At 71.9% G+C, this 25,222-nt stretch carries 21 protein-coding genes; 9 read left to right on the forward strand and 12 right to left on the reverse strand.

All coding sequences use genetic code 11. The features are described 5' to 3' along the window. Positions 1-3 precede the first annotated feature (3 nt). The gene (locus DEJ49_RS31330; RefSeq protein ID WP_150187225.1) at positions 4-393 is read left to right on the forward strand and encodes a (2Fe-2S) ferredoxin domain-containing protein; all 390 of its coding nucleotides are present in this window, start codon (positions 4-6) and stop codon (positions 391-393) included. Between the two features lie 15 nt (positions 394-408). On the opposite strand, the gene DEJ49_RS31335 is transcribed toward DEJ49_RS31330, so the two are convergent. From DEJ49_RS31335 to DEJ49_RS31345, 3 genes are all read right to left on the reverse strand, one after another. Continuing rightward, complete coding sequence (locus DEJ49_RS31335; RefSeq protein ID WP_150187226.1) at positions 409-909, reverse strand: FBP domain-containing protein; 501 nt, start codon at positions 907-909, stop codon at positions 409-411. A gap of 37 nt (positions 910-946) precedes the next feature. Continuing rightward, positions 947-1,720 (reverse strand): GNAT family N-acetyltransferase, encoded by a 774-nt coding sequence (locus tag DEJ49_RS31340; RefSeq protein ID WP_150188597.1) that lies wholly within the window; start codon positions 1,718-1,720, stop codon positions 947-949. 260 nt (positions 1,721-1,980) lie between these two features. Further along, positions 1,981-2,904 carry an NADP-dependent oxidoreductase gene (locus tag DEJ49_RS31345; RefSeq protein WP_150187227.1) on the reverse strand — a complete coding sequence of 308 codons (924 nt, stop codon included), beginning with the start codon at positions 2,902-2,904 and terminating at the stop codon, positions 1,981-1,983. A 170-nt stretch (positions 2,905-3,074) separates the two neighbouring features. Here DEJ49_RS31345 and ppk2 point away from each other — a divergent pair, with 170 nt between their 5' ends. Further along, on the forward strand, positions 3,075-4,034 hold the full coding sequence (ppk2, locus tag DEJ49_RS31350) for a polyphosphate kinase 2 (RefSeq protein ID WP_150187228.1): 960 nt from the start codon (positions 3,075-3,077) through the stop codon (positions 4,032-4,034). 27 nt (positions 4,035-4,061) lie between these two features. On the opposite strand, the gene DEJ49_RS31355 is transcribed toward ppk2, so the two are convergent. The 3 genes from DEJ49_RS31355 to mgtA form a co-directional block, all read right to left on the reverse strand. Further along, a complete protein-coding gene (locus tag DEJ49_RS31355) occupies positions 4,062-4,610 on the reverse strand; it encodes a DinB family protein (RefSeq protein ID WP_150187229.1) in 549 nt (182 codons plus the stop codon). Between the two features lie 7 nt (positions 4,611-4,617). Beyond that, positions 4,618-5,856, reverse strand: a complete 1,239-nt coding sequence (locus tag DEJ49_RS31360) for a serine hydrolase domain-containing protein (protein ID WP_223833058.1) — start codon at positions 5,854-5,856, stop codon at positions 4,618-4,620. A gap of 67 nt (positions 5,857-5,923) precedes the next feature. Next, positions 5,924-8,653 (reverse strand): magnesium-translocating P-type ATPase, encoded by a 2,730-nt coding sequence (mgtA, locus tag DEJ49_RS31365; RefSeq protein ID WP_150187231.1) that lies wholly within the window; start codon positions 8,651-8,653, stop codon positions 5,924-5,926. Between the two features lie 567 nt (positions 8,654-9,220). On the opposite strand from mgtA, the gene DEJ49_RS31370 reads away from it, so the two are divergent. The 3 genes from DEJ49_RS31370 (at position 9,221) to DEJ49_RS31380 (ending at position 14,990) form a co-directional block, all read left to right on the forward strand. After that, on the forward strand, positions 9,221-11,278 hold the full coding sequence (locus tag DEJ49_RS31370) for a phosphocholine-specific phospholipase C (protein ID WP_150187232.1): 2,058 nt from the start codon (positions 9,221-9,223) through the stop codon (positions 11,276-11,278). A 73-nt stretch (positions 11,279-11,351) separates the two neighbouring features. Beyond that, the gene (gene valS, locus DEJ49_RS31375) at positions 11,352-13,898 is read left to right on the forward strand and encodes a valine--tRNA ligase (protein WP_150187233.1); all 2,547 of its coding nucleotides are present in this window, start codon (positions 11,352-11,354) and stop codon (positions 13,896-13,898) included. Positions 13,899-14,030: 132 nt separating this feature from the next. Next, positions 14,031-14,990, forward strand: coding sequence for a phospholipid scramblase-related protein (locus tag DEJ49_RS31380; RefSeq protein WP_150187234.1), 960 nt, complete (start codon positions 14,031-14,033; stop codon positions 14,988-14,990). Positions 14,991-15,140: 150 nt separating this feature from the next. On the opposite strand, the gene DEJ49_RS31385 is transcribed toward DEJ49_RS31380, so the two are convergent. Both DEJ49_RS31385 and DEJ49_RS31390 read right to left on the reverse strand, forming a co-directional pair. Next, entirely contained in the window at positions 15,141-16,052 is a 912-nt protein-coding gene (locus DEJ49_RS31385; RefSeq protein WP_150187235.1) for a DMT family transporter, read from the reverse strand. Then, positions 16,049-16,846, reverse strand: coding sequence for a phosphatase PAP2 family protein (locus DEJ49_RS31390; RefSeq protein WP_150187236.1), 798 nt, complete (start codon positions 16,844-16,846; stop codon positions 16,049-16,051). The genes DEJ49_RS31385 and DEJ49_RS31390 overlap by 4 nt, the downstream gene beginning before the upstream one ends. Positions 16,847-17,006: 160 nt before the next feature. On the opposite strand from DEJ49_RS31390, the gene DEJ49_RS31395 reads away from it, so the two are divergent. Further along, positions 17,007-17,591: a TetR/AcrR family transcriptional regulator gene (locus DEJ49_RS31395; RefSeq protein WP_150187237.1), complete on the forward strand. Its 585-nt coding sequence runs from the start codon at positions 17,007-17,009 to the stop codon at positions 17,589-17,591. A 177-nt stretch (positions 17,592-17,768) separates the two neighbouring features. On the opposite strand, the gene DEJ49_RS31400 is transcribed toward DEJ49_RS31395, so the two are convergent. From DEJ49_RS31400 to DEJ49_RS31415, 4 genes are all read right to left on the reverse strand, one after another. Next, complete coding sequence (locus DEJ49_RS31400; protein WP_150187238.1) at positions 17,769-18,749, reverse strand: DUF2510 domain-containing protein; 981 nt, start codon at positions 18,747-18,749, stop codon at positions 17,769-17,771. Between the two features lie 95 nt (positions 18,750-18,844). Then, positions 18,845-20,029: an anhydro-N-acetylmuramic acid kinase gene (locus DEJ49_RS31405; RefSeq protein WP_150187239.1), complete on the reverse strand. Its 1,185-nt coding sequence runs from the start codon at positions 20,027-20,029 to the stop codon at positions 18,845-18,847. 216 nt (positions 20,030-20,245) lie between these two features. After that, entirely contained in the window at positions 20,246-21,232 is a 987-nt protein-coding gene (locus tag DEJ49_RS31410; protein WP_150187240.1) for an acyl-CoA dehydrogenase, read from the reverse strand. After that, a complete protein-coding gene (locus DEJ49_RS31415; protein WP_150188598.1) occupies positions 21,232-22,419 on the reverse strand; it encodes an acyl-CoA dehydrogenase family protein in 1,188 nt (395 codons plus the stop codon). The genes DEJ49_RS31410 and DEJ49_RS31415 overlap by 1 nt, the downstream gene beginning before the upstream one ends. A 112-nt stretch (positions 22,420-22,531) precedes the next feature. Between DEJ49_RS31415 and DEJ49_RS31420 the strand changes: the two genes are divergently transcribed. From DEJ49_RS31420 to DEJ49_RS31430, 3 genes are read left to right on the forward strand one after another with little or no spacing between them, the layout of a single operon-like run. Then, entirely contained in the window at positions 22,532-23,338 is an 807-nt protein-coding gene (locus DEJ49_RS31420) for an SDR family oxidoreductase (RefSeq protein WP_150187241.1), read from the forward strand. A 15-nt stretch (positions 23,339-23,353) separates the two neighbouring features. Then, complete coding sequence (locus tag DEJ49_RS31425) at positions 23,354-23,998, forward strand: TetR/AcrR family transcriptional regulator (RefSeq protein ID WP_150187242.1); 645 nt, start codon at positions 23,354-23,356, stop codon at positions 23,996-23,998. A gap of 49 nt (positions 23,999-24,047) precedes the next feature. Then, on the forward strand, positions 24,048-25,205 hold the full coding sequence (locus DEJ49_RS31430) for an acetyl-CoA C-acetyltransferase (protein WP_150187243.1): 1,158 nt from the start codon (positions 24,048-24,050) through the stop codon (positions 25,203-25,205). Positions 25,206-25,222 lie beyond the last annotated feature (17 nt).

Below are 25,222 nucleotides of genomic sequence, written 5' to 3' on the forward strand. Positions count from 1 at the left end.
CGTATGAGTCCCGTCGTCTCCATCGGTGCCGCAGCCCGCCGCCCCTGCACGCTCGTCGTGTGCCGGGGCTGCTGCTGCGGCGACGCGCGCAAGAACCCCGGCATCGACCACGCCTGGCAGCTGGAGCGGCTGCGCTCCGCGGCCGCGGCGTCGCGCGGCCGGTTCACGGTGCGCACGAGCGACTGCCTCGGCCCGTGCGGCCAGGCCAACCTGGTCGTGGTCCAGCCGTCGTACGAGGGACGCAGGCGGGGCGGCCGCGCGGCCTGGGTCGGCTTCGTCACGGACGACGAGTCGCTCGACGGGATACTCGCCTGGGCCGAGGCGGGCGGCCCTGGCCTTGCGGAACCGTCGGCGACGCTCGCGCTGCAGATGGTGGACCCGCGCGCGGTCTGAGGCAGGGCCTACCGGCTACTCGCCGACGATCTGGTCCAGGAAACCGTCGAGGTTCCGCAGGGTGCGGGCGTTCTGCTCCTCCAGCGTCAGGCTCTCCTCCATGCGGCGGGCGAGCGCCGTGGTTTTCTTCCCGCGCACGTAGAGGGAGCAGGCCAGGTCCGCGCAGATGTACATGCCGACCGAGTTGCCCTGACGGCCCGCCGCGCCCGCCTTCGGGGCGACGAGCAGCGCGATGCCGGAGCCGGACTGCGGGGTCACGCAGACCGAGCAGATGCTGGACTTCAGCAGGCTCTTGCGCGCCCCCGTGGAGGCGCGCAGGGCGAAGCCCACGGGTTCCCCGTCCCGCCACGTGACCACATAGCCGCGGTCGGGCGCCTTGGGGTCGCGCCACCCCAGGAAGTCCAGGTCGGACCAAGGGGTGTCGGCGAAGCCCGCGGGGAGAGTGAGCCGGCGGGCCTCGCCCTTCGAACAGTTCACCAAGGACGCGCGGATCTCGTTCTCACTCAGGGGCTGCATGATCCGGAAGCTATCAACGACAAGCGGAACAGTCCTCTCATTTTCCGTCGGGCGCCGCCTGTCCGGGCACGAGGGGCCGCGGCGGCACGAGCGCCCGTTCCGGCACGAGCGCCCCACGGAACGCCGTCGTCCGCCGGAGCCGGAAGCCGAGTGACTCGTAGAGGCGGATGGCGTTCGTGTTCTGCGCCGACGTGTGCAGGAACGGCCTGTCGCCGCGCGCCTTGATGCCGTGCGCGACGGCGAGGACCAGGCGGGTGCCGAGGCCCTGGCCGCGGTGTGCGGGGTCGGTGCAGACCGCGCTGATCTCCGTCCAGCCCGGCGGGTGCAGACGCTCCCCGGCCATTGCGACGAGGGCGCCTTCGCGGCGGATCCCGAGGTACGTGCCGAGCTCGACGGTGCGGGGCGCGAAGGGGCCCGGCTGTGTGCGCCCGACCAGGTCCAGCATCTCGGGCACGTCGTCGGGGCCGAGCCGCACGGCTTCCGGTTCCGGCGCGGCGGCGACCCCGTCGTCCACGAGCTGCACACCGGGCACGTCGAAGGTCTTCTCCCATCCGTCCGGTATCCGCACCGTGGTCGCGAGCAGCGGCACCTCGGCGCCGGGCCCGGCGAGGGCGGCCAGATCGGCCCAGTCCGCAGCCGTCACGTCGTCGGGCAGCGCGAGAAACGGCGACACGTCGACCGGATACCGCACGACGCGCCCCCGCCCCTCCGCGAAACACGCGTGCGGCCCGGTGAGGGAGGCGAGGGCGGGGTTGTCGAGGGGGTGGGGAGCGGGCGCTCCCGCGCCCGCGGCGGGACGTCCGGCCTGCACCGGCGTGCAGGGCGTGGCCGTGCGGGCGGTTTGGGCTGGGTCGGTGGGGTGCGCTGGGCGGGCGGTTTGGGCTGGGTCGGTGGTGTGCGCTGGGTGGGCGGTTTGGGTCGGGCCCGTGGCGTGCGCCGTACCGGCGGTTTGGGTCGGGTCGGTGGGGTGCGTCGTGGCCGTGGCTCCGGCGGGGCCCGCCGTCTCCGCCGGGCCCGCCGTCTCCGCCGAGCGCGCCGTCTCCGCCGTACCCCCCTCTTCCACCAGCGTCGTCACGCCGTCACCTCGATCACGGTCTTGCCGCGTGCGTGGCCGTCCTCCACCGCGCGCAGGGCGTCGCCCGCGCGGTCCAGGGGGTACGTCGCCGTCACCTGCGGGCGCAGAACGCCCGCCACCGCGAGGAGGGCGATCTCGTCCAGGACCGCCGACGTGCGGGCCCGCGCCACCGGGGCGCCGCCCAGGTCGGCCACCGTTTCCTTCGCCGCCGCCGTGATCAGCTTCCGGCGGTCGGAGAGGAGGCCCGCCACCTCCGCCAGGTCCGCGCCGCCGACCAGGTCGAAGACCGCGTCGACGCGGCCGCCCGGGGCCGCCTCACGTATCCGCTCCGCGAGGCGGGGGCCCGGCGCCACGTGGACGGCGCCGAAGGACTCGACGTACTCCTTCTTGCCCGCGCTCGCCGTGCCGACCACCCGCAGTCCGAAATGGGCGGCGATCTGGGTCGCGGCGACCCCGACGCCGCCCCCGGCGCCCGTGATCAGCAGGGTCGCGCCCGCGGGCAGGTCCAGCTGGCGAAGGCCGTCGTACGCGGTCGCCGCGGCCACCGGAAGCACGGCCGCCTCGGCGAACGACAGCGCGTCCGGCTTGTGGGCGGCGATGTCGGCGGGGACCAGCGTGAACTCCGCGTACCCGCCGGTGACCGGATTGCCGAAGACCGGGTCGCCGACCGCGAAGCCCTCGACACCGGGCCCGACCGCCCGTACGACACCGGCGACCTCGCTGCCCAGCACCTCGTGCCCGGCGAGCGGCGCCTGCCCCGGGCGCCGCTTGCCCGCCCGCAGTTTCCAGTCGACCGGGTTGACGCCGGCCGCGCGCACCGCGACGAGCAGCTGCCCGGGCCCCGGCTCCGGTACCGGAAGGTCGAGGAAGGTCTCCACCTCCGGCCCCCCGTGCCGGGTGAACGCGTACACCTTGGGCATCTGCTTCCCTCACATCCCGCTCATCGATATGCCACCAGGGATGACCAACAAGATCGCCCGGCTATTCCCGCAGGACGGGGACGACGGGATTGCGAGTGCTGAGAAGCGATCTCGGGGGCAGGCTGTCCGATGAGGGCACGGACGGACAGGGAGAGGGAGAGGGCCGCGCGGTGGAGCCGACCGGTAGGAACGAGGACGATCTGCTCGAGGGTCTGTCCGTGGACGAGGCACGCCCGGAGCGCCCCGTACTCCTCGACGAGCAGGGGCAGCCCCTGCAGACGTGGCGGGAGAACTACCCGTACACGAAGAAGCTGGGGCGGAGCGCGTACGAACGGCGCAAGCGGATCCTGCAGATCGAGCTGCTCAAGCTGCAGAAGACGGTGCGCGAGCAGGGGCTGCGCATCGCGGTGCTGTGCGAGGGGCGGGACGCGGCGGGCAAGGGCGGCACGATCAAACGGTTCACCGAGCGGCTGAACCCGCGCGGTGCCCGCACGGTGGCGCTGGACAAGCCGACCGAGCACGAGGCGGGTCAATGGTACTTCCAGCGGTACGTCGCCCAGCTGCCGTCGGCGGGCGAGATCGTCTTCTTCGACCGGTCCTGGTACAACCGCGCCGGGGTCGAGCCGGTGATGGGTTTCTGCACCCCCAAGGAGCACCAGCACTTCCTGGAGCAGGCTCCGCAGTTCGAGAAGATGATCACCGAGGACGGGATCATCCTCATCAAGTTCTGGTTCTCCGTCTCCCGGGCGGAGCAGCGGACCCGGTTCGCGATCCGGCAGGTCGACCCGGTGCGCCAGTGGAAACTGTCCCCCACCGACATCGCCTCACTGGACCTGTGGGACGCCTACACCTACGCGAAGGTCCAGATGTTCCGGGCCACGGACGCGCCGCACGCCCCGTGGACCGTCGTGAAGACCAACGACAAGCGGCGCGGCCGCCTCGAAGCCATGCGGCACCTCCTGCTCCAGCTCGACTACGAGGCGAAGGACACGGAGGCCGTCGGCAAGGCCGACCCGCTGATCATCGGCCCCGCCAACACGCTCCTCGAACCGGGCGAGGACCCCACGGACCTGTCGCCGAGCAAGCTCGCGGACAAGGACCGGGGGCCCGGCCAGCACCCCGGTACGTGACCTCGCGGCGGGGCTGCCCCCTGGCACCTACAGCCCGACCGCCCCGTCGATCCGCTCCCGCAGCAGATCGGCGTGGCCGTTGTGCCGGGCGTACTCCTGGACCAGGTGCAGCAGCACCCAGCGCAGCGACACCGTGCCGAACAGCGGGCTCTGCCCCTCGACGTCGAGGTCGGGCGCCTCCGCCACGAACTTCTCGGCGAACTCCACCTCGGCCCGCCACGCCTCCCAGGCCGCGGCGATCGCGCCCGGCTCCGCCACCGCTCCGTCGAAGTCCTCGTCGGCGTTGTCGGGCGTGGGATAGAGGGGGGTCACGTCGTGACCGGCGAGGGCCATCCGGAACCAGCGGCGCTCCACGTCGGTGAGGTGCCGGACAAGACCGAGCAGCGACAGCGCGGAGGGCGCGACGGCCCGTTCGGCCAACTCGGCCTCCAGACCGCGGCACTTGAGCTCCAGGGTCTCGCGCTGGGACCGCACGAAGTAGAGGAGCATGGCTCGTTCGTCCCCTGTGGTGATCGAGCCGAAGCGGGAATCCGGCGCTTCGCCCGTGAAGAAGACGGCTCTTCTGCTGGTAGTCATGCGTCCATCATCGGCCTTGTACGGGACCCCGTTCACGCAGCCCCTCGTACAGCGCGCCGACCAGGTGGACGCTGCGCAGATCCTCGCCCGACGTGCCGGCGCCCATACGGTTCATCACGTACGCGTACGACACGCCGTTCTCCGGGTCGGCGAAGGCGTACGACCCGCCCGCGCCGCCGTGCCCGAACGCCCGCGGATTGGGGCCCGCCTGCCCGTACTGGTTGAGCATGTAGCCGAGGCCCCACGGCCACGTCTCGGCGAGCGGGGTGCCCACCCGCAGGACGAGGTCGGGCTCGTCGCCGTCGCTCTGGCAGGTGCGCAGCCGCTCCACGGCGCCGGACGACAGGAGTCGTCCGCACGCCAACTCCGCGTACACGGCGGCGATTCCGCGTGCGGTGGCGTGGCCGTTGGCGGCGGGGATCTCCGCGCAGCGGTAGGCGGCGGCGTTCACGTCGCCGAGCGGCAGGTACTGGAACGCGAGGGTGGCCGGGGCCATCGGGTGGTCCGACAGACCGGCGACGGGAGGCTTCGGCGCGTCGCCCAGCAGGGTGCGCGAGGACGAGGGTTGCCCGTCTCCGGAATCCGCCGGCGCCGCCTCGCGAGGAACCGGCGGCGCCATGTCCGCGCACCGCCCGTGCTCGCTCTCCGGCGTGCCGACGTGCACATCGGCGCCCAGCGGCCCGGTCACCTCCGTGCGCAGGAACGTCCCGAGCGAGACCCCCGTGATCCGCCGTACGACCTCGCCGACCAGGAACCCGAACGTCACCGCGTGATAGCCCTGGGCGGTGCCGGGCCGCCACCACGGCCGCGTCGTCGCCAATGCTTCGGTCACCTTCTCCCAGTCGTACACCGCGCCCTGCGCCATCGGCTCGCCCGGCGCGATGAGCCCGGCGCGGTGGCTGAGCAGCCAGCGCACCGGCATGTCGGCCTTCCCTGCCTCGGCGAACTCGGGCCAGTAGCGCGCGACCGGCGCGTCCAGGTCCAACTCGCCCCGATCGACCAGCAGATGGGCGCAGAGCGCCGTCATGCCCTTGGTCGTGGAGTAGACGTTGACCAGGGTGTCCCGCTCCCAGGGGCGGGTGCCGCCCCGGTCCGCGTCGCCGCCCCACAGGTCGACGACGAGCTCACCGCCGACGGTGGCCGCGACGGCCGCCCCCAGCTCGCCGCGCTCGGTGAAGCTCCGCTCGAACTCCGCCCGCACGCCTTCGAAGCCGGGGGCGCAGGTGCCGTGGACGCGCACAGTCATGCCGTGCATGGTTGCCCACGGCACCTAACTTCGCAAGATGCCCGAGGCCCGCCGTGCGGAAATCCCGCTACAGCCAGTCGTGGTACCGCCGGATGTACCGGCCCTTCACCAGCTGCGTGAGCGCGCAGTACGCGAGCAGCGTCCCGATCAGCCACGGGAAGTAGCCCATCGGCAGCGGCTCCATCGACAGCGCCCCGGCCAGCGGCGAGAACGGCAGCCACAGGCCGAAGAGCATCACCGCGCCGGTCATCACCAGGACCGGCACCGAGGCGCGGGACTGGACGAACGGGATCTTCCGCGTGCGGATCATGTGCACGATGAGGGTCTGGGACAGCAGTCCCTCGACGAACCAGCCCGTCTGGAACAGGGTCTGCCGCGCGGGGGAGTCGGCCCCGATGACGTACCACAGGACCAGGAAGGTCGTGATGTCGAAGACCGAGCTGATCGGGCCGATCCGGACCATGAAGCGGCCGATGCCCCGCGCGTCCCAGGCCCGCGGCTTCTTCAGGTACTCCTCGTCCATGCGGTCCCACGGGATCGCGAGCTGACTGATGTCGTAGCAGAGGTTCTGCACCAGGAGGTGGATGGCCAGCATCGGCTGGAAGGGGATGAAGGCCGAGGCGACCAGGACCGAGAAGACGTTCCCGAAGTTCGACGACGCCGTCATCTTGATGTACTTGACGGTGTTGCCGAACGTCTGACGGCCCATCAACACGCCCTGTTCCAGGACCATCAGGTCCTTCTTCAGGAGAATGATGTCGGCGGATTCCTTAGCGATGTCCACCGCCGTGTCGACGGAGACCCCCACGTCCGCCTCGCGCAGCGCCGCCGCGTCGTTGATGCCGTCCCCGAGGAAACCGACCGTGTGCCCGTCGGCCTTCAGGGCGCGTACGATCCGCGCCTTCTGGACGGGGTTGACCTTCGCGAACACCGTTGTCCTGCGCGCCAGTCCGATCAGCTCGACGTCGTCGACCAGGTCGAGTGCGGCGCCCGTGACCACACTCCCGGCGGCCAGGCCGACGTCGGCGCAGACGCGCGCGGCGACCAGTTCGTTGTCGCCGGTGACGACCTTGACGGCGACGCCGTTCTCGGCGAGCGCCCGCAGCGCGTCCGCCGCGTCCTTCTTCGGCGGGTCGAGGAAGGCGAGGAATCCGACGAGCGTCAGCTCCGTCTCGTCGGCCACCGAGTAGGTCTCCCGCTCGGCGGTGTCGGGGTCGACGGGGAAGGTGCGGGTGGCGACCGCGAGGACCCGCAGGCCCTCCCGGTTGTGGCGGTCGGTGAGGTCCGTGACGTGGGCGCGCAGCTCCGGGGTGAGTGCCACGCGCTCGCCGCCGTCCATCATGTGGCCGCACCGGTCGAGGACCTCCTCGACGGCGCCCTTGGTGATGAGTGTGTGCTCGAAGACGGGCCCGGAGAGTTCGTTGCGGCGCAGGACGACGGACATACGGCGGCGCGCGAAGTCGAAGGGGATCTCGTCGATCATCGTGAAGAGACGGTCGACGACAACCTCCTCGGCCTCGTCGACCCGGTCGATGACCGCCCGGTCCATGAGGTTGCGCAGTCCCGTCTGGAAGTGGGAGTTCAGGTACGCGTACTCGAGCACCTCGCGGTCCTCCTCGCCGCGCGTGCCGAGGTAGCGGTCGAGGACGATACGGTCCTCGGTGAGCGTGCCCGTCTTGTCCGTGCACAGGACGTCCATCGCGCCGAGGTTCTGGATCGCGTTGAGCTGCTTGACGACGACCTGGTGCTTCGACATCGCGACGGCGCCGCGTGCCAGGTTCGCCGAGACGACCATCGGCAGCATCTCGGGGGTGAGGCCGACCGCCACGGAGATCGAGAACAGCAGCGCCTGGTCCCAGTCGCCCTTGGTGAAGCCGTTGATCGCGAAGACGACCGGGACCATCACCAGCATGAAGCGGATCAGCAGGAAGCTGACCCGGCGCACACCGACGTCGAACGCGGTCTGCGGGCGGTCGCCGGTCAGCGCGCTCGCCATGGAACCGAAATAGGTGTGCGCGCCGGTCGCGACGGCCACGCCGGTGGCCGTGCCGGACGTCACCGACGTGCCCATGAGGCAGAGGTTGTCGGCCTCGACGGGGTCCGTGGTGGTCTGCTGGCCCAGGTCGTGGGCGCGCGTGTCGGCCTTGGCGACGGGCAGCGACTCGCCGGACAGCGCGGCCTGGCTCACCATCAGGTCCTTGGCGGTGAGCAGCCGCAGGTCGGCGGGGACCAGGTCGCCTGCGGCGAGCCGCACGAGGTCGCCGGGGACGACCTGCTCCATCGGGATCTCTTCGGTGTCGGCGGTCTCGCTCCAGCGCCGCTGCACCGCACAGGACGTGGTGACCAGCTTCTTCAGAGCCTCGGCCGACCGGGAGGAGCGGAACTCCTGCCAGAACCGGAGGAGCGCGCTGATCAGCACCATCGACGTGAGGATGTAGACGCCGGGGTCGGCAGGGTCCTGCCAGTACATGACGGCCGCGAGGACGACGAGCACCCCGATGAAGGGGTTCCAGAAGGACATGGCGAGCTGCGCGGTCCAGTGCGGTGCGCGCTCGTGGGCGACGGTGTTCTCGCCGTACCGCTCGATGCGCTCCAGGACCTGGTCCTGACGCAGGCCGCGGGGCGTGGTGTTGAGCTCGCGCAGGACGTCGCGGGCGGGGAGCGCGCTGAGTTCGGCGAGCCGGGCGCCGGCGTCCCGGGTGCGGGCGTCGAGTTCGGCGGACTTGCGGGTACGGGGGGCGGGACGGGGGTTCTCGCCTGGCGGGGCCAGGCGTACCTGGGGAATCAGCTTGTTCATGGCAGACCTCCCTCCGTGCGGGGCATGACGAGGCAGACCCGGGCACGAGGACGTGGGTGTGTGAATGCGGGGTGAAGAAATCTCCCGGCCGCCGAGGGTGCGGCGACGGCGGCATCAGGTGTCGCCGTCGTGGGCGCGGCACGGCGGAGCAGGGGAGACGCACGAGAAACGGCGGGCGGTGGCGCCTCGGAGGCGGCGGCACGGAGCGGCCGAAACCTACGTAATACGACCAGCGGCCACAGAAGGGCGGCGGTCAGCTGCGGGACGCAGCCTCAGAGAAGATCACCGCTGACGCAAGGACTTCCTTCGGGACTCATCCCGAACACCTCCTTGCGATCGCGGGACAGAGCGGAACGCACCACGGAACGGTGCACGGCCAAGTGAGTCACGCGCATTCCCGCATGTCAAATATGGGACCTTCGCCCCGAATGCCCGGGACTTGTGTCCTGCCCACCAAGGGTTGGACTTCTCTTCACACGCCCGTCACAGCCCCTTCCGTAGCGCTTGCTCCCCTTGGCACACTTCACCCCGCTCGCGTCCCCCACAAAACACGAGGTCGGAATACTGATGCCTGAACTCAATCGGCGCCGCTTCATGCAGCTGGCCGGCGGCACCGCGACGTTCGCCATGCTCAACCAGAGCATCGCCCGCGCCGCGTCCCTCCCCGCCCGGCGCGCCTCCGGCACCATCAAGGACGTCGAGCACGTCGTGGTGCTCATGCAGGAGAACCGCTCTTTCGACCACTACTTCGGCACGCTGAAGGGCGTCCGCGGCTTCGGCGACCCGCGCCCGGTGACCCTGCCCAACGGCAAGCCGGTCTGGCACCAGCCGAACGGCGGCAAGGAAGTGCTGCCGTTCCACCCGGACGCCGACAACCTCGGCATGCAGTTCATCGCGGGCCTCGACCACGACTGGGCCGGCGGCCACAAGGCGTTCAACAGCGGCGCGTACGACCAGTGGATCCCCGCCAAGTCCGAGCGCACGATGGCGTACCTGGAGCGGAACGACATCCCGTTCCACTACGCGCTCGCCGACGCCTTCACGGTCTGCGACGACTACCACTGTTCGTTCATGGGCGCGACCGACCCCAACCGCTACTACATGCTCACCGGGCACGTCGGCAACGACGGCAAGGGCGGCGGCCCGGTCCTCGGCAACCAGGAGGCGGGGTACGACTGGACGACGTACGCCGAGCGCCTGGAGCAGGCGGGCGTCAGCTGGAAGGTCTACCAGGACATCGGCGACGGCCTGGACGCGGCCGGACACTGGGGCTGGATCAACGACGCCTACCGCGGCAACTACGGCGACAACTCGCTGCTCTACTTCAACAAGTACCGCAACGCCAAGCCCGGCGACCCGCTCTACGACAAGGCCCGCACCGGCACCAACGCCAAGGCGGGCGACGGCTACTTCGACCTCCTCAAGGCAGACGTGAAGGCCGACAGGCTGCCGCAGGTCTCCTACATCGCCGCACCCGAGGCGTTCTGCGAGCACCCCAACTGGCCCGTGAACTACGGCGCCTGGTACATAGCGCAGGTCCTGGACGCGCTCACCTCCAACCCCGAGGTGTGGGCGAAGACGGCCCTGTTCATCACCTACGACGAGAACGACGGCTACTTCGACCACATCGTCCCGCCGTACGTCCCCAAGGACGCCAACCAGGGCAAGTCCACGGTCGACACGACCCTCGACCACTTCCCCGGCAACGCCTCCTACGCGGCCGGGCACTACGGCCTCGGTCAGCGCGTCCCGATGATCGTCGTCTCGCCGTGGAGCACCGGCGGCTTCGTGAACTCCGAGGTCTTCGACCACACGTCGATCATCCGGTTCATGGAGCGGCGCTTCGGCGTCAAGGAGCCCAACATCTCGCCGTGGCGCCGCGCGATCTGCGGCGACCTCACGTCCGCCTTCGACTTCAGCGGCAAGGACCTCGACCCGGCGAAGCTCCCCGACACGGCCGCCTACGAGCCGCCGGACAAGCAGCGCCACGACGACTACGTGCCGAAGGCGCCCGCGAACCCGGCGCTGCCCAAGCAGGAGCCCGGCTCCCGGCCCACCCGTGCGCTGCCGTACGCCCCGCTGGTGGACGGCGCCGCGGACCCGGCCGCCGGAAAGTTCACGCTCACGTTCAGCGGCGGCGCCAAGGCCGGTGTCTGCTTCCACGTGCGCTCCGCCAACCGCACCGACGGGCCCTGGACGTACACCACGGAGGCGGGCAAGTCCCTCTCCGACACCTGGAACTCGAAGTACTCCAAGGACGCCTACGACCTCTCCGTCTTCGGCCCCAACGGCTTCCTGCGCACCTTCAAGGGCCCCGGCAAGAAGGCCGGCCCCGAGGTGATCGCCCGCCACGACGGCACCACGGGCAACATCAAGCTGACCCTCAAGAACGCGGGCAGCACGGACGTGAACCTCACGGTGACCAACGCCTACGGCGGCGCGGGCCAGACCTTCAAGGTCAAGGCCGGGTCCTCCGTGCAGCACACCGTCGACCTGCGGGCGACGAAGCGCTGGTACGACCTGACGGTGAAGTCCGACGCGGACGCCGGGTTCCTGCGGCGGCTCGCCGGTCACGTGGAGACCGGCGCGGCGGGCGTCAGCGACCCGGCGATCCGTACGGTCTGAGGTCGGAAACACCGTCTGACGCCGCAAAAAAGGGGGCGCCTGCACTCGGCGCGCGTGGATAGCATCCAGAGGCATGGCGGACACCCATCGCCGTGCAGGCGTCCCCGAGAAGCCCGTCCTCGACGGGCTCGAAGAGAAATGGTCTCGGCGATGGGACGAGTCGGGCGTATTCGCCTTCGACCGCTCGAAGACCCGGGACGAGATCTTCTCCATCGACACACCGCCGCCCACCGTCAGCGGCTCGCTCCACGTCGGCCACGTCTTCTCGTACACGCACACCGACACGATCGCCCGCTACCAGCGCATGCGCGGCAAGGAAGTCTTCTATCCCATGGGATGGGACGACAACGGGCTGCCGACGGAGCGCCGCGTCCAGAACCACTTCGGCGTCCGCTGCGATCCCGCCCTGCCGTACGACCCGGACTTCACCCCGCCCGAGAAGCCGGGCAAACGCCAACTACCCGTCTCCCGGCGCAACTTCATCGAGCTGTGCGAGCGGCTCACCGCCGAGGACGAGAAGGTCTTCGAGGGGTTGTGGCGGCACCTCGGCCTCTCCGTCGACTGGTCGCACGGCTACCAGACCATCGACGCGGACGCGCGCGCCGCCTCGCAGTACGCGTTCCTGGACAGCCTGGAGCGCGGTGACGCCTACCTCGCGCAGGCGCCGACCCTGTGGGACGTCACCTTCCGCACCGCGGTCGCGCAGGCCGAACTGGAGGACAGGGAGCGGATCTCCGCGTACCACGAGCTCCGCTTCCGGGCCGCGGGCGGCCGCACCGTCCTCGTCGACACCACCCGCCCCGAACTCCTGCCCGCCTGCGTCGCGTTGGTCGCCCACCCGGAGGACGAGCGCTATCAGGACCTGTTCGGCGAGACCGTCCGGACCCCGCTCTTCGGTGTCGAGGTCCCCGTCCTCCCGCACCCTCTCGCGATGCCGGGCAAAGGCACGGGCCTCGCGATGGTCTGCACGTTCGGCGACACGACCGACGTGACCTGGTGGCGCGAACTGCGGCTCGACACACGGCCGGTCATCGGCTGGGACGGCCGCTTCCTCGCCGACCCGCCGGCCGGTGTCGATTCGCAGGCCGCCGTCGCCGCGTACGCGCGGCTCGCGGGCGCCACCGCGCACACCGCACGGGAGCGCGTCGTCGCCCTGCTGCGCGAGAGCGGTGACCTGCTCGGCGAACCGCGCCCCGTCACGCACGCGGTCAAGTTCTTCGAGAAGGGCGACAAGCCCCTGGAGATCGTCACGACCCGCCAGTGGTACGTCCGCAACGGCGGCCGTGACGCCGCCCTGCGCGACCGGCTCCTGGCCCGCGGCGCCGAACTGGCCTGGCATCCGCCGCACATGCGGGTCCGGTACGAGAACTGGGTCGGCGGCCTCAACGGCGACTGGCTGATCAGCCGCCAGCGGTTCTTCGGCGTCCCGATCCCCGTCTGGTACCCGCTGGACGCGTCCGGGCGGCCCGACCACACCCGCCCCCTCGTCCCCGACCGGTCCGCCCTGCCCGTCGACCCGAGCACCGACACGCCGCCCGGCCACGCGGCGGCACAGCGCGACGTCCCGCACGGCTTCACCGGCGACCCGGACGTCATGGACACCTGGGCCACGTCGTCGCTCACGCCGCAGATCGCCGGGAAGTGGCGCTCCGACCCCGACCTGTTCGCGCGGGTCTTCCCGATGGACCTGCGTCCCCAGTCCCACGAGATCATCCGCACCTGGCTGTTCGCCACGGTCCTGCGCGCCCACACCGGGCACGACGCGCTGCCCTGGAAGCACGCGGCGATCTCCGGCTGGATCCTGGACCCCGACCGCAAGAAGATGTCCAAGACCAAGGGCAACGTGGTCACTCCGGGCCACCTCCTTGAGCAGTACGGCTCGGACGCGGTCCGCTACTGGGCGGCGAGCGGGCGGCCCGGCACGGACACGGCGTTCGACACCGGCCAGATGAAGATCGGCCGCAGGCTCGCGATGAAGCTCCTGAACGTCGGCAGGTTCGTCCTGAGCCTCGACGCGGGTGACGGGTCCGCCGTCACGGAGCCGCTCGACCGGGCGCTCCTCGCCGCGCTGGCGTCGACCGTCGACGAGGCCACCGCGGCCTTCGACACCTTCGACTACGCCCGCGCCCTGGAGCGCACGGAGCAGCTCTTCTGGCACTTCTGCGACGACTACGTCGAACTGGTCAAGGCGCGCGCGTACGGCGACCACGGCGACGCGGCCGCCGCGGACTCCGCGCGGGCCGCGCTCCGTACGGCGCTCGACGTCCTCCTCCGCCTCTTCGCGCCCGTCCTGCCGTTCGTCACGGAGGAGGTCTGGTCGTGGTGGCGGGAGGGCTCCGTCCATCGCGCGCCGTGGCCGAGCGGTGCGGAGCTGCGGGAGTACGCCGGTGACGCGACGGTCCTCGCGGCGGCGTCGGAGGCCATCGCCGCGGTCCGCAGGGCGAAGTCGCAGGCACGCCTCTCGATGCGCACGGAGGTCGCGGGGGCGACGGTGACGGCCTCGCGCGCCACCCTGGACCACTTCGCGTCGGCGGAGGGCGATGTGCGGGCGGCGGGGCGGATCGGTGCGATGGAGCTGCGGGAAGGGGAGGGCGATCTGGGGGTGGAGATCACGTGGTGACGGTGGGCCGCGCCCCTTCAGGACGCGGAGAGCGCTCCGGCTGGGGCGAGGGGATCACTCCGGTTGAGTCGGACATAACAACTCGGCAAGGGGCTGGCGGGACGCCCGTGCCCGGAGGGTAGGGTCACCCGAGTGACAACGCATTCGAACACACCTGCAGGCTGGTACCCGGACCCGCACGGCGCGCCCCAGCTGCTGCGCTGGTGGGACGGCTCCCAGTGGACGGACCACACCAATCCGGCCCCACAGGGCGGCCAGCAGCAGGCTCCGGCCCAGCAGGTCCCGCAGCAGGCCCAGCCCGCCCAGCCCGCGCAGACCCAGCCCGCGCAGGCGCCGCAGGGTCAGTTCGGCCAGCCGCAGACCGCCGCGCTGCAGGGCCAGTTCAGCGGCCCGCCGCAGGCGGCTCCCCAGGCCGCGCCCATGGCCGACCCGGCCAAGGTGCAGCGCCAGGTGCAGCAGCAGGCCGGCGTCGCGCCGTCCGCGCAGGGCGGCGGCACGCTGTTCACGGAGCCGGTCCTGGTCGTGAACCAGAAGGCCAAGCTCATCGAGCTGACGAACGAGTACAGCGTGATGGACCAGTCGGGCAACACGCTCGGCTCGGTCGTCCAGGTCGGCCAGAGCGCGCTGAAGAAGGTCGCGCGGTTCGTCGCCAGCGTCGACCAGTTCATGACGCACAAGCTGGAGATCCGCGACGCGTACGGGCAGCCGCAGATGATGCTGACCCGCCCCCGCAAGTTCATGAAGTCGCGGGTCATCGTCGAGCGCGCGGACGGTCAGCCGGTCGGCGAGATCGTCCAGCAGAACGTGATCGGCAAGATCAACTTCGGCATGATGGTGAACGGCCAGCAGGTCGGCGCGATCAAGGCGGAGAACTGGCGCGCCTGGAACTTCTCGATCGTCGACCACGCGGACAACGAGGTCGCCCGGATCACGAAGACGTGGGAGGGCCTCGCCAAGACGATGTTCACCACCGCGGACAACTACGTCCTCCAGATCCACTACCAGCTCCCCGAGCCGCTCCTGAGCCTCGTCGTGGCGACGGCGCTCACCGTCGACACGGCCCTGAAGCAGGACGCGCGCGGGTTCGGCTGACCGAACGACGGAGCCCCGGCGTCCCAGGGGCGCGGGGAACCGCGCGACCAGCCACATCCGGCCCGCAGACCCGAACGGCGTCGGCCGCACCCCCCCCGGAGGGACGGGGTGCGGCCGACGCCGTTGTCGTACCAGGAGCGGAAACAGGGCTCAGAACCGCGAGAGCCGAAGCCCCGCGGGCTCCACCGGCTGAGCCGGGATCGAGGGCAGAGGCTCCGGCACGGGCTCGCCGGCAGCGCCGTGCGGGGACCGCGTGAGCACGACCACGCCGTACGCCGCCACCGCCGCGCCCGCCACGGCGATGAGGATGCCGCCGATGCCGCCCTGCAGGCGCTCGCCGAGCAGCGCGACGCCGATCACGGAGGCCGCCAGGGGGTTGGCGAGCGTCACCACGGCGAGCGGCGCGCCGAGGCCGCCGCGGTAGGCGGTCTGCGAGAGCAGCAGGCCGCCCGCGGCGAACGCCGCGACCAGCACCGCCACGATCAACACCTGCGGGCTGAGCAGCGGTCCCGACCGGTCCGTGACGGCGACCGTCACGGTCTGCGTGAGCGCCGACGCGACCCCGGAGGCGAAGCCGGACGCCGTGGCATGCCGCAGGCCGGGCCGCGTGCCGGGCCGGGAGAGGACCCCGATGGCCGCCATCGTCGCGGCGGCCACGACCAGGGCCTCCGGCACCGTCAGCGTGTCGTCGGGGGCCGGTCCCGACGCGGTCAGGAGGAGCGCGCCGAGGCCGATGAGCGTGAGCCCCGTGCCCCGCCACTCCAGGCGCGTGACCCGGCGCCCCGCGAGCCGCGCGCCGAGCGGCACCGCGGCGACCAGGGTGAGGGCTCCGAGCGGCTGGACCAGGGTGAGCGGACCGTACTTGAGCGCCGCCACGTGCAGCAGCGCCGCGGAGGCGTTGAGTCCGACGGAGGACCACCAGACGCCGCTGCCGAGCATCCGCAGGACCCCGCTCTCGCCGTCGTGGACGCGCGAGGCGAGCCGCTCCTGTGCCACTGCCGCCGCGGCGTACGCGGCCGCGGAGACGAGCGAGAGGGCGACGGCGAGCAGTGTGGCGCTCATCGGCCGGCCCCCGAGGAGACGAGGTGGTGCGCCGGCGCGGGCGCGGAACGGCGCACGACCAGCGAGCGGCCGGGGCGCGGCAGCCGGATCACCGCGAGCGCGATGCCGAGGAGTGCGGTCGCCGCGATCGCATCGAGCCAGTAGTGGTTGGCGGTGCCCACCACCACCAGCAGGGTCAGCAGGGGGTGCAGCAGCCACAGCCACCGCCACCGCGACGACGTGGCGACGATCATGCCGACGGCGAGCATCAGCGCCCAGCCGAAGTGCAGGGACGGCATGGCGGCGAACTGGTTGGCCATCGTGTCGGTCGCGGGCTTCGCGGCGTACACCGAGGGCCCGTACACCTGCGCCGTGTCCACGAGGTGCGCGGCGTCCAGCATGCGCGGGGGCGCGAGCGGGAAGCCGAGGTGCAGGACGAGCGCGGCCGCGGTGAGCGCGGCGAGCACGCGGCGCGTCCATACGTAATGCCGCGGCCTGCGCAGGTACAGCCAGACCAGGAACAGCAGGGTCGCGGGGAAGTGCACGGTCGCGTAGTACGTGTTCGCGACGTGGATCAGCGTGTCGCTGCTGAGCAGGGCGTCCTGCACGGCGCCCTCGCCGGGCAGCCGCAGCGTGCGTTCGGCGTCCCACACGCGGTGCGCGTTGTGGAAGGCCTCGCCGGTGTGCCCGTTGGCGAGCTGCCTGCCGAATTTGTAGACGAGGAAGAGTCCTACGACGAGGAGGAGCTCGCGGACGAGGGGCGGTCGGACGTTTATGTCCGGCTCCCGTTCGGCAGGCTCGGTTCGGGATTCCATCCCCCGGCCCCTTTGCGTGACGACTGGGTAGTGCGGTGCTGAGCGGAGGATCGCCCCACTCATCGATACGCCAGTGTACCGATACGGAGGCGTACCGGTACACTGGCGTATCGAAAGGTGCCGGTCGCGCAGACCGGCCGCCATAGCCAGGAAGTGAGTCATGACGTCGACGTCGAACCGCTCGAAGATCACGCCGGAGCGTGAGCAGGAGTTCTACGACGCCGTCCTCGACCAGCTCCGCCAGTGCGGGTACGAGGCGCTGACCATGGAAGGCGTCGCCGCCCGCACGAAGTGCAGCAAGTCCACGCTCTACCGGCAGTGGAAGACCAAGCCCCAGTTCGTGGCCGCCGCGCTGCGCGCCAACCGCTGTGTGCGGTTCGCGGGCATCGACACCGGCAGCCTCGCCGGGGACCTGCGGGAGGCGGCACGCGCGGCCGGCGAGCAGTCGGGCCGCGACACGATGCTGGTCCAGGCGCTCAGCCACGCGGTCCTGCAGGACGAGGACCTGCAGCGGGTGCTGCGCGAGACGCTGGTCGAGCCCGAGCTGCAGGCCATCGCCGCGATCATCCGGCGCGGGGTCGAGCGCGGCGAGATCGCCGAGGGGCACCCGGCGGTGGAGTTCCTCTCGGTGCAGCTGTTCGGCGTGCTGCGCGCCCGCCCCATTCTGGAGGGGGCGTACGCCGACGAGGAGTACGTGACCCGTTTCGTGGAGGCCTGTGTGCTCCCCGCACTGGGCCTCACCTGATCGTGGGCCCGGATCCGTTGGATGACGGGATCCGGGCCCGCCCGCGCCGCACCGTGGGGACGGGGGCGGCGCGCACCCCCGGGCCGGGCGGTGTTCCTCCTGAGCGGCGAGGAACCCCGCCCGGCCCTGCTGTGTCTCTGCCTGGGTGGCCCGGGCCCATGCCTGGGCGACCCGGGCCTATACGTCCTGGCCGTTGCCGCCGCTCGCGCCGACCGGCCCCGCCTTGATGCCCTTCGCGATCTCGTCCATGACGGACTGGGACGGCGCCTTGTCGTTGACGTCGATGCCCATGCGGACGATGACGATCTTCGACTTGTCGGCGGGGGAGGGGAAGGCGAGCGACTCGACGTAGCCGTCGTCGCTCTTCTGCGTGACGGCCTTCCAGCGGACGTAGTAGCCCTTCTGGCCCGCCACGGTGATGGACTCGGAGGCCAGCACCTTGTGCGAGGTGATCTTGCCATAGGTCTTGCCGCCGTAGCCCTGCGCGGCGTTCTTCTTGATGTCCGCCTTGGCCGCCGCCTCCGGGGTGTCCGCGTCGATCTTCAGCTGCTCGGCCGACTGCGAGAAGGCACTGCCGCGGGTGCACTGCTCACTGGCGTTGCCCGGACAGGGGATGGGGTCCGTCTGCACCCCGGCGCCGTACTCGGTGCTGCCGCCCTTCCAGCCGTCCGGCACGGGGATCTTGATGCCGTTCACGACGTCGCCGGCGAAGCCGGGGTCCTGCTCCGGGCCCTGTTCCGGGCCCCGCGGGTCGGGTGCGCCCGGGGAACGGGGGGTTTCCGAGGAATCCGGGTCCTGCGGGTCCTGCGGGGCGCCGGCCGACGGCTCCTTCACCGCGGAGCCGCCGCCGTCGCTGTCGTCGTCGGAGGTGAGGGCGTACACGCCCCCGCCTATCCCGGCGAGGACGACGAGCACGACGCCCGCGGCTATCGCCACGCGCAGTTTGCGGCGCGGGGCGGGGGCGGGGGCCTGGCCGGGGTACGCAGGGGCTTGTTCCGGATACGCCGGGAAGGCCGGTTGTGTCGGATGGGCCGCGGTGCCCGCGGCGGCGCGCACCTGGTCCGTCCACACGGTCCCGTCCCACCAGCGCTCGGTGGGAGGACCGTCGGCGGTCCGGCCGGGGTCGGGGTACCAGCCCGGGGGAGTCATCTGGGTCATGTCGGTCAGCGTATGAGCCCCGCGTGAAAGCCGGATGAGAGGGGCGGCCTCAATTCGGCCCACTCCACGATCCGGCTCACACCGCGGGTGGCTGCCTACCGGCCCGCGTCTTCATGCCCGTTGACGACGAGCCGCACCGGTCCCTGCGCTCCCTCCGTCACTCGCGGCCACCGCGTCCCGCCCCTACCCGGAGTGATCGAACCCAGCACGCTCGCGTGCCGGGCGCCCGTGCTCGCCGGGACGGTGCCCGGCAGGCCGTGCAGGGTCAGGAAACCGAGGACGGCGAAGGCGTACGCCTCCTTCGCGGCGGACGGCAGGCCGAGCTCGCCGGACGTGCGCAACGGCAGCCCCTCGCCCAACTCCGCCCGCAGGAACCTCATCAGCACCGGATTCGCGGTCCCGCCCCCGGAGGCGATGACTTCGGATGCCCCCACCGAGCGGACGGCGTCGGCGACCGTGCGGGCGGTGAGGCGGGTGAGGGTGGCGACGACGTCCTCGGTGGGCAGCGCCTCGTACCCCTTCAACGCCGTACGCAGGTATGGCAGGTGGAAGAGCTCCTTGCCCGTCGTCTTCGGCGCGGGCAGGGAGTAGTAGGGCTCGTCCAGGAGCCGGGCGAGGAGGCCCTCGTCGACCGTGCCCTGCTCGGCGAGTTCGCCGTCCAGGTCGTACGAGAGGCGGCCGCCCGTCGCCTCGTGCACGGCCGCGTCCACCAGGGCGTTGGCGGGGCCGGTGTCGAACGCGGTGCCGTCGGCGGCGGTGATGTTGGCGATGCCGCCGAGGTTCAGCGCGGCGGGGGTGCCGGGCCTGCCGCGCAGCCACATGCGGTCCACGAGGCTGACCAGGGGCGCGCCCTGACCGCCCGCCGCGATGTCGCGCGGGCGGAAGTCGGCGACCACCGGCAGCCCGGTCGCCTCGGCGATCCACGCGGGCTGGCCGATCTGCAGCGTGCCGTGCACCCGGCCGCCCTCCACCCAGTGGAAGACGGTCTGCCCGTGCGAGGCGACCAGTTCGGCCCGCCCGTCGCACAGTTCACGGTCGGCCTCGACCGCGGCGGCGGCGAAGGCGCGCCCGATGTCCGTGTCCAGTCGGCAGACCTCGGCGAGGGTGGTCGCGGCGGGCGGCAGCGCGGCGCCGAGCGCGGCACGCAGCCCTTCGTCGTAGCCCCGGGTGATCAGCCCGAGGGGGGTGAGGACCAGGCGGTCGCCGTCCAGCGTCAGATCGGCGGCTGCCGCGTCGATCGCGTCGTACGAGGTCCCTGACATGAGCCCGATCACGCGCACGTGGGGCCTCCTTCTCGGTCGGCTCCCCAATGCGCTTGATCATCGCATCCCGCGGCCCGCGCCCGACCCGGGTTCCCGGAAACGAGGCCCGACGGGCGGGGGTGCGCGACGCCCCGTTCCCAGCGCGCGCCGAGCACCCGCCCCTTCCGCACCTCCGAATCCCCTCCGGGCGCCCCTCCCGCAGGAACCCGCCACGCACCCCGGGTGAGGGACGGGTCACTCGCGCGCCGCGAGCACCCGCCCCCGCCACACCCCCGGGTCCCCCCACGCGCCCCGCAGCGCCCGTGCCTTCGTGAGCCACAGGGACAGGTCGAGCTCCGCCGTGTAGCCGATCGCGCCGTGCAGTTGGAGCGCGGCGCGGGCCGCGCCGTACGCGGACTCCGCCGTCGTCACCTTGGCCGCGGCGATGTCGCCCGGTGTCATCGTCGTCGCGGCACCGAACACCAGGGGACGCGCGAACTCCAGGCGTACCAGCACGTCCGCGAGCCGGTGCTTGACGGCCTGGAACGCGCCGATCGGGGCGCCGAACTGGGCCCGCTGCTTCGCGTACGCGACGGTCCTGTCGAGCAGGGCGAGGCCGACGCCCAGCGACTGGGCGGCCGTGGCGAGCGCCGCCCAGGCCGTCGCGTGCCGCGCCGCCGCGGTGACGGCGGGCCCCGAGGCGAGCAGTTCGCCGCCCGGCAGCGGCGCGGCGAGACGCCGCGCGGGGTCCAGGGAGCGCCGCACGCGCGCGTGCCCGGGGGCGAGCCGCAGTTCGCCGTCGGCCGCGGTCAGGATGAGGTCGGCCGCGTCCGCGTCCAGGGCGAGCGGCCCGCCCCGCGGCAGCGTCAGCGTCGCGGTCGCCGCGCCCGAGGCCAGGGAGGGCAGGAAGCGCTTGGCCGGCTCCCGTTCGCCCTCCTCGGCGAGGCGGGCGAGGAGGGCGGCCGCCGCCACCGTCTCGACGACCGGCCCCGGCACGGCGTGCCGCCCCACCTCCACGAACGCGACGGCCGTCTCCACGGAGAGCGGCCCCACCCCCTCGTACTCCCCGGGAACGGGCAGTGCGAAGACGCCCGCGGCCGCGAGCCGCCCCCACACGGCCCGCCCCGGCCCGTGCTCGCCGACGCTCCACGCGCGCGTGGCCGCCACCGTGTCGGCCGCCGTCAGCATCGCGTCCAGGGAGCGTGCGAACTCCCGCTGCTCGTCGTCGAGGAGGAACCTCATCAGCGGCGTCCCTTCGGCAGGCCGAGCAGCCGCTCGGCGATGATGTCCCGCTGGATCTCGTTCGTGCCGGCGTAGATGGGGCCGGCGAGCGAGAACACATACCCCTCCGCCCAGTCGGGGCCCTCCGCGGGTGAGCCGTCGAGCAACTCGCCGTCGGGACCGAGCAGATCGAGCGCCGTCTCGTGCAGCGCGATGTCGTACTCCGACCAGAAGATCTTGTTGAGGCTGGACTCGGCGCCGATCGTCTCGCCCGCCGCGAACCGCGAGGCGTTCGCCCAGGTGAACAACTCGTACGCACGCGCCCCTATGACGGCGTCGGCGACCCGGTCGCGCAGCGCCGTGTCGCCCGGGTCGGCCCGCGTGTGCCACTGCCGGGCCAGCCGGTCCGCGGCGGCGAGGAAGCGGCCCGGGGAGCGCAGCGTCAGCCCCCGTTCGTTGCCCGTCGTCGACATGGCGATCCGCCACCCCTGCCCCGGCTCGCCGATCACGTCCTCGTCGGGCACGAAGACGTCGTCGAGGAAGAGCTCGGCGAACGCGGGCTTTCCGTCGAGGCGGCCGACGGGCCGGACCGTCACACCGTCCGCGTCGAGCGGGAACATCAGGTAGGTCAGGCCCCGGTGCGGCTTGGCGGGGTGTGCCGCGTCCCGTTGCGTGTCGGGTTGCTCGCCGCGGAACAGGCCGAACGCGCGGTCGGCGAACGCGGCCCGCGACGACCACGTCTTCTGGCCGCTGATCAGCCAGCCCCCGTCCGTGCGCCGCGCGGTGGAGCGCAGCGACGCGAGGTCGGAGCCCGACTCCGGCTCCGACCAGGCCTGCGCCCAGATCACCTCACCCGTCGCCATGGCGGGCAGCACCCGCGCGCGCTGCTCCTCGGTGCCGAAGTCGAAGAGGGTGGGCGCGAGGAGGTTGATGCCGTTCTGGGAGACCCGGCCCGGCGCGCCCGCCGCGTAGTACTCCTCCTCGAACACCAGCCACTTGACGATGTCGACGCCCTGTCCGCCGTACTCCTCCGGCCACGACACCACCGACCATCGGTCGGCCGCGAGCGTGCGCTCCCACTCCCGGTGGGCCGCGAAACCCTCCCCGGTCTCCAGCGAGGGCAGCGGCGCGGCCGGTACATGCGCGGCGAGCCATGCGCGTGCCCGCTGTCTGAACTCCCTCTCCCCGGCGGTGAAGTCCAGGTCCATCGGCGGCCACCCCTTCGGCTCCTCGGTCTTCCCCGACAAGTCTTCCCTAACAAGTGTTTGGTAGATTACCGTGAAGGGTGTCGAGGAGTCGAGAGCCGGAATCGGGGAGCCCATGGACGCGTCCGCCCACGCACCCGCTCACGCGCCCGCCTACGTGGCCGCGCATGACCTGCTGGCCGACCGCACCGCCGTGATCACCGCGGCCGCTGGAGCGGGCATAGGGGGCGCCACCGCACGCCGCTTCCTGGAGGAGGGCGCGCGCGTCGTCATCGGCGACGCCCACGCGGTCCGGACGAAGCAGTCGGTGGCGGCGCTCGCCGAGGAGTTCGGCGCCGACCGGATCGACGGCATCCCGTGCGACGTCACCGACGCGGCCCAGATCGAGGCTCTGTTCGACCTCGCCGAGCGGCGCCACGGACACCTGGACATCGTGGTGAACAACGCGGGGCTCGGCGGAACCGCCGAGCTCACCGAGATGACCGACGACCAGTGGGACAAGGTCGTCGACGTCACGCTGAACGGCACCTTCCGCTCCACCCGCGAGGCCCTGCGCCGCCTGCGAACCGCAGGCCGAGCAGGCGTCATCGTGAACAACGCCTCCGTGCTCGGCTGGCGCGCCCAGGCGGGCCAGGCGCACTACGCCGCGGCGAAGGCCGGCGTCATGGCCCTCACCCGCTGCGCCGCCCTCGAAGCGGCCCCCCACGGCATCCGGGTCAACGCGGTCTCCCCGAGCCTCGCCCTGCACCCCCACCTCGCGAAGGTCACCTCCCCGGAACTCCTCGAAGAGCTCACCGCGCGGGAGGCGTTCGGGCGGCACGCCGAGCCCTGGGAGATAGCCAACGTCATCGTCTTCCTGGCCAGTGGCTACTCCTCGTACATGACGGGGGAGACGGTCTCGGTCAGCAGCCAGCACGCCTAGGCGGAGAATGTCCGTGTGCCGAACCCGAAACAGAGCGCCGGTGAAAAACCCGCCACCAAGAAGAAGCCCCAGGTGAGCCCCTCGCCCGAGCGGCGCCGCGAACTGCTCGCCATCGCCGCCGACGTATTCGCCGAGCAGGGCTACAACGCGACCACGGTCCGCAAGATCGCCGACGCCGCCGGCATGCTCGCCGGCAGCCTCTACTACCACTTCGACTCCAAGGAGTCGATGCTCGAAGAGATCCTCCGCACCTTCCTCACCGAGCTGTGGGACGGGTACGACACCGTGCTCCAGGCCCAGCTCGACCCCCGCGCCACGCTCGAAGCCCTCGTCACCGAGTCCTTCCGCGAGATCGACCGGCACCGCGCCGCCGTCGCGATCTACCAGAAGGAGTCCCGGCACCTCGTCGCACAGCAGCGCTTCCAGTACCTGTCGGACTCGCAGCAGCGCTTCGAGAAGGCTTGGCTCACGACGCTGGAGCGCGGTGTCGCGGAAGGCGTCTTCCGTGACGACCTGGACGTCCGCCTCGCCTACCGCTTCGTGCGCGACACCGTCTGGGTCGCCGCGTCCTGGTACCGCCCCGGCGGAGGCCACAGCCCCGAGGAGATCGCCCGCCAGTACCTGTCGATGGTCCTGGACGGCATCTCCGTACGTACGTAGCAGGCGCGTCGTCGCTCGCACGGCGCCCACGACCGAGGAGTACGCAGTCATGGCCGAGGCCTACATCGTCGAAGCGGTCCGCACCCCCGTCGGCAGGCGCAAGGGCGGGCTCTCCGAGGTCCACCCCGCCGACCTGGGGGCACATGTTCTGCGCGCGGTCGTCGAGCGCGGCGGCGTCGATCCCGCCGCCGTCGAGGACGTCGTCTTCGGCTGCCTCGACACGGTAGGACCGCAGGCCGGCGACATCGCCCGCACCAGCTGGCTGGCGGCCGGACTCCCCGAAGAGGTGCCCGGCGTGACCATCGACCGGCAGTGCGGTTCGTCCCAGCAGGCCGTGCACTTCGCCGCGCAGGGCGTCCTGTCCGGCACCCAGGACCTCGTCGTCGCGGGCGGCACCCAGAACATGTCGATGATCCCCATCGCCTTCGCCTCCCGGCAGGCCGCCGAGCCCCTCGGCCTCACCGAGGGCCCCTACGCGGGCAGCGAAGGCTGGCGCGCACGCTACGGCGACCGGCCCGTGAACCAGTTCCACGGCGCCCAGTTGATCGCCGAGAAGTGGGGGATATCCCGCCGCGACATGGAGGAGTTCGCGCTCCGCTCGCACCGGCGGGCCGTCCGCGCCATCGACGAGGGTCGCTTCGACCGCGAAATCGTCCCCTACGGAACCGTCACCACCGACGAGGGCCCGCGGCGCGACACCACCCTGGAGAAGATGGCCGGCCTCAAGCCCGTCCTCGACGGCGGCACAATCACCGCGGCCTGCTCCTCGCAGGTCTCCGACGGCGCCGCCGCGATGCTCATCGCGAGCGAACGGGCCGTGAGAGAACACGGGTTGACGCCCCGCGCCCGCGTCCACCACCTCTCCGTGCGCGGCGAGGACCCCATCCGCATGCTCTCCGCGCCCATCCCCGCCACCGCGCACGCCCTGAAGAAGACCGGCATGACCATCGCCGACATCGACCTCGTCGAGATCAACGAAGCGTTCGCGCCCGTCGCCCTCGCCTGGCTCCGGGAGACCGGCGCCGACCCGGAGAAGGTCAACGTCAACGGCGGCGCCATCGCCCTCGGCCACCCCCTCGGCGCGACCGGCGTCAAGCTGATGACGACCCTCCTGCACGAACTGGAGCGCACCGGCGGCCGGTTCGGCCTCCAGACCATGTGCGAAGGCGGCGGCCAGGCCAACGTGACCATCATCGAACGCCTGTGAAGAGCGTGTCGGCACCC

Origin of the sequence: Streptomyces venezuelae (genome assembly GCF_008642335.1) — a bacterium.
Taxonomy (GTDB): Bacteria; Actinomycetota; Actinomycetes; order Streptomycetales; family Streptomycetaceae; genus Streptomyces; species Streptomyces venezuelae_F.

Excerpts from the sequence above, each read along its gene's own strand:
- DEJ49_RS31370 (WP_150187232.1), top strand. The coding sequence starts at position 9,221 with ATGCCTGAACTCAATCGGCGCCGCTTCATGCAGCTGGCCGGCGGCACC.
- DEJ49_RS31330 (WP_150187225.1), top strand. The coding sequence starts at position 4 with ATGAGTCCCGTCGTCTCCATCGGTGCCGCAGCCCGCCGCCCCTGCACG.
- DEJ49_RS31345 (WP_150187227.1), bottom strand. The coding sequence starts at position 2,904 with ATGCCCAAGGTGTACGCGTTCACCCGGCACGGGGGGCCGGAGGTGGAG.
- DEJ49_RS31385 (WP_150187235.1), bottom strand. The coding sequence starts at position 16,052 with ATGAGCGCCACACTGCTCGCCGTCGCCCTCTCGCTCGTCTCCGCGGCC.
- DEJ49_RS31390 (WP_150187236.1), bottom strand. The coding sequence starts at position 16,846 with ATGGAATCCCGAACCGAGCCTGCCGAACGGGAGCCGGACATAAACGTC.
- DEJ49_RS31355 (WP_150187229.1), bottom strand. The coding sequence starts at position 4,610 with ATGACTACCAGCAGAAGAGCCGTCTTCTTCACGGGCGAAGCGCCGGAT.
- DEJ49_RS31420 (WP_150187241.1), top strand. The coding sequence starts at position 22,532 with ATGGACGCGTCCGCCCACGCACCCGCTCACGCGCCCGCCTACGTGGCC.
- mgtA (WP_150187231.1), bottom strand. The coding sequence starts at position 8,653 with ATGAACAAGCTGATTCCCCAGGTACGCCTGGCCCCGCCAGGCGAGAAC.
- DEJ49_RS31400 (WP_150187238.1), bottom strand. The coding sequence starts at position 18,749 with ATGACCCAGATGACTCCCCCGGGCTGGTACCCCGACCCCGGCCGGACC.
- DEJ49_RS31430 (WP_150187243.1), top strand. The coding sequence starts at position 24,048 with ATGGCCGAGGCCTACATCGTCGAAGCGGTCCGCACCCCCGTCGGCAGG.
- DEJ49_RS31395 (WP_150187237.1), top strand. The coding sequence starts at position 17,007 with ATGACGTCGACGTCGAACCGCTCGAAGATCACGCCGGAGCGTGAGCAG.
- DEJ49_RS31415 (WP_150188598.1), bottom strand. The coding sequence starts at position 22,419 with ATGGACCTGGACTTCACCGCCGGGGAGAGGGAGTTCAGACAGCGGGCA.
- DEJ49_RS31360 (WP_223833058.1), bottom strand. The coding sequence starts at position 5,856 with ATGACTGTGCGCGTCCACGGCACCTGCGCCCCCGGCTTCGAAGGCGTG.
- valS (WP_150187233.1), top strand. The coding sequence starts at position 11,352 with ATGGCGGACACCCATCGCCGTGCAGGCGTCCCCGAGAAGCCCGTCCTC.
- DEJ49_RS31410 (WP_150187240.1), bottom strand. The coding sequence starts at position 21,232 with ATGAGGTTCCTCCTCGACGACGAGCAGCGGGAGTTCGCACGCTCCCTG.
- DEJ49_RS31335 (WP_150187226.1), bottom strand. The coding sequence starts at position 909 with ATGCAGCCCCTGAGTGAGAACGAGATCCGCGCGTCCTTGGTGAACTGT.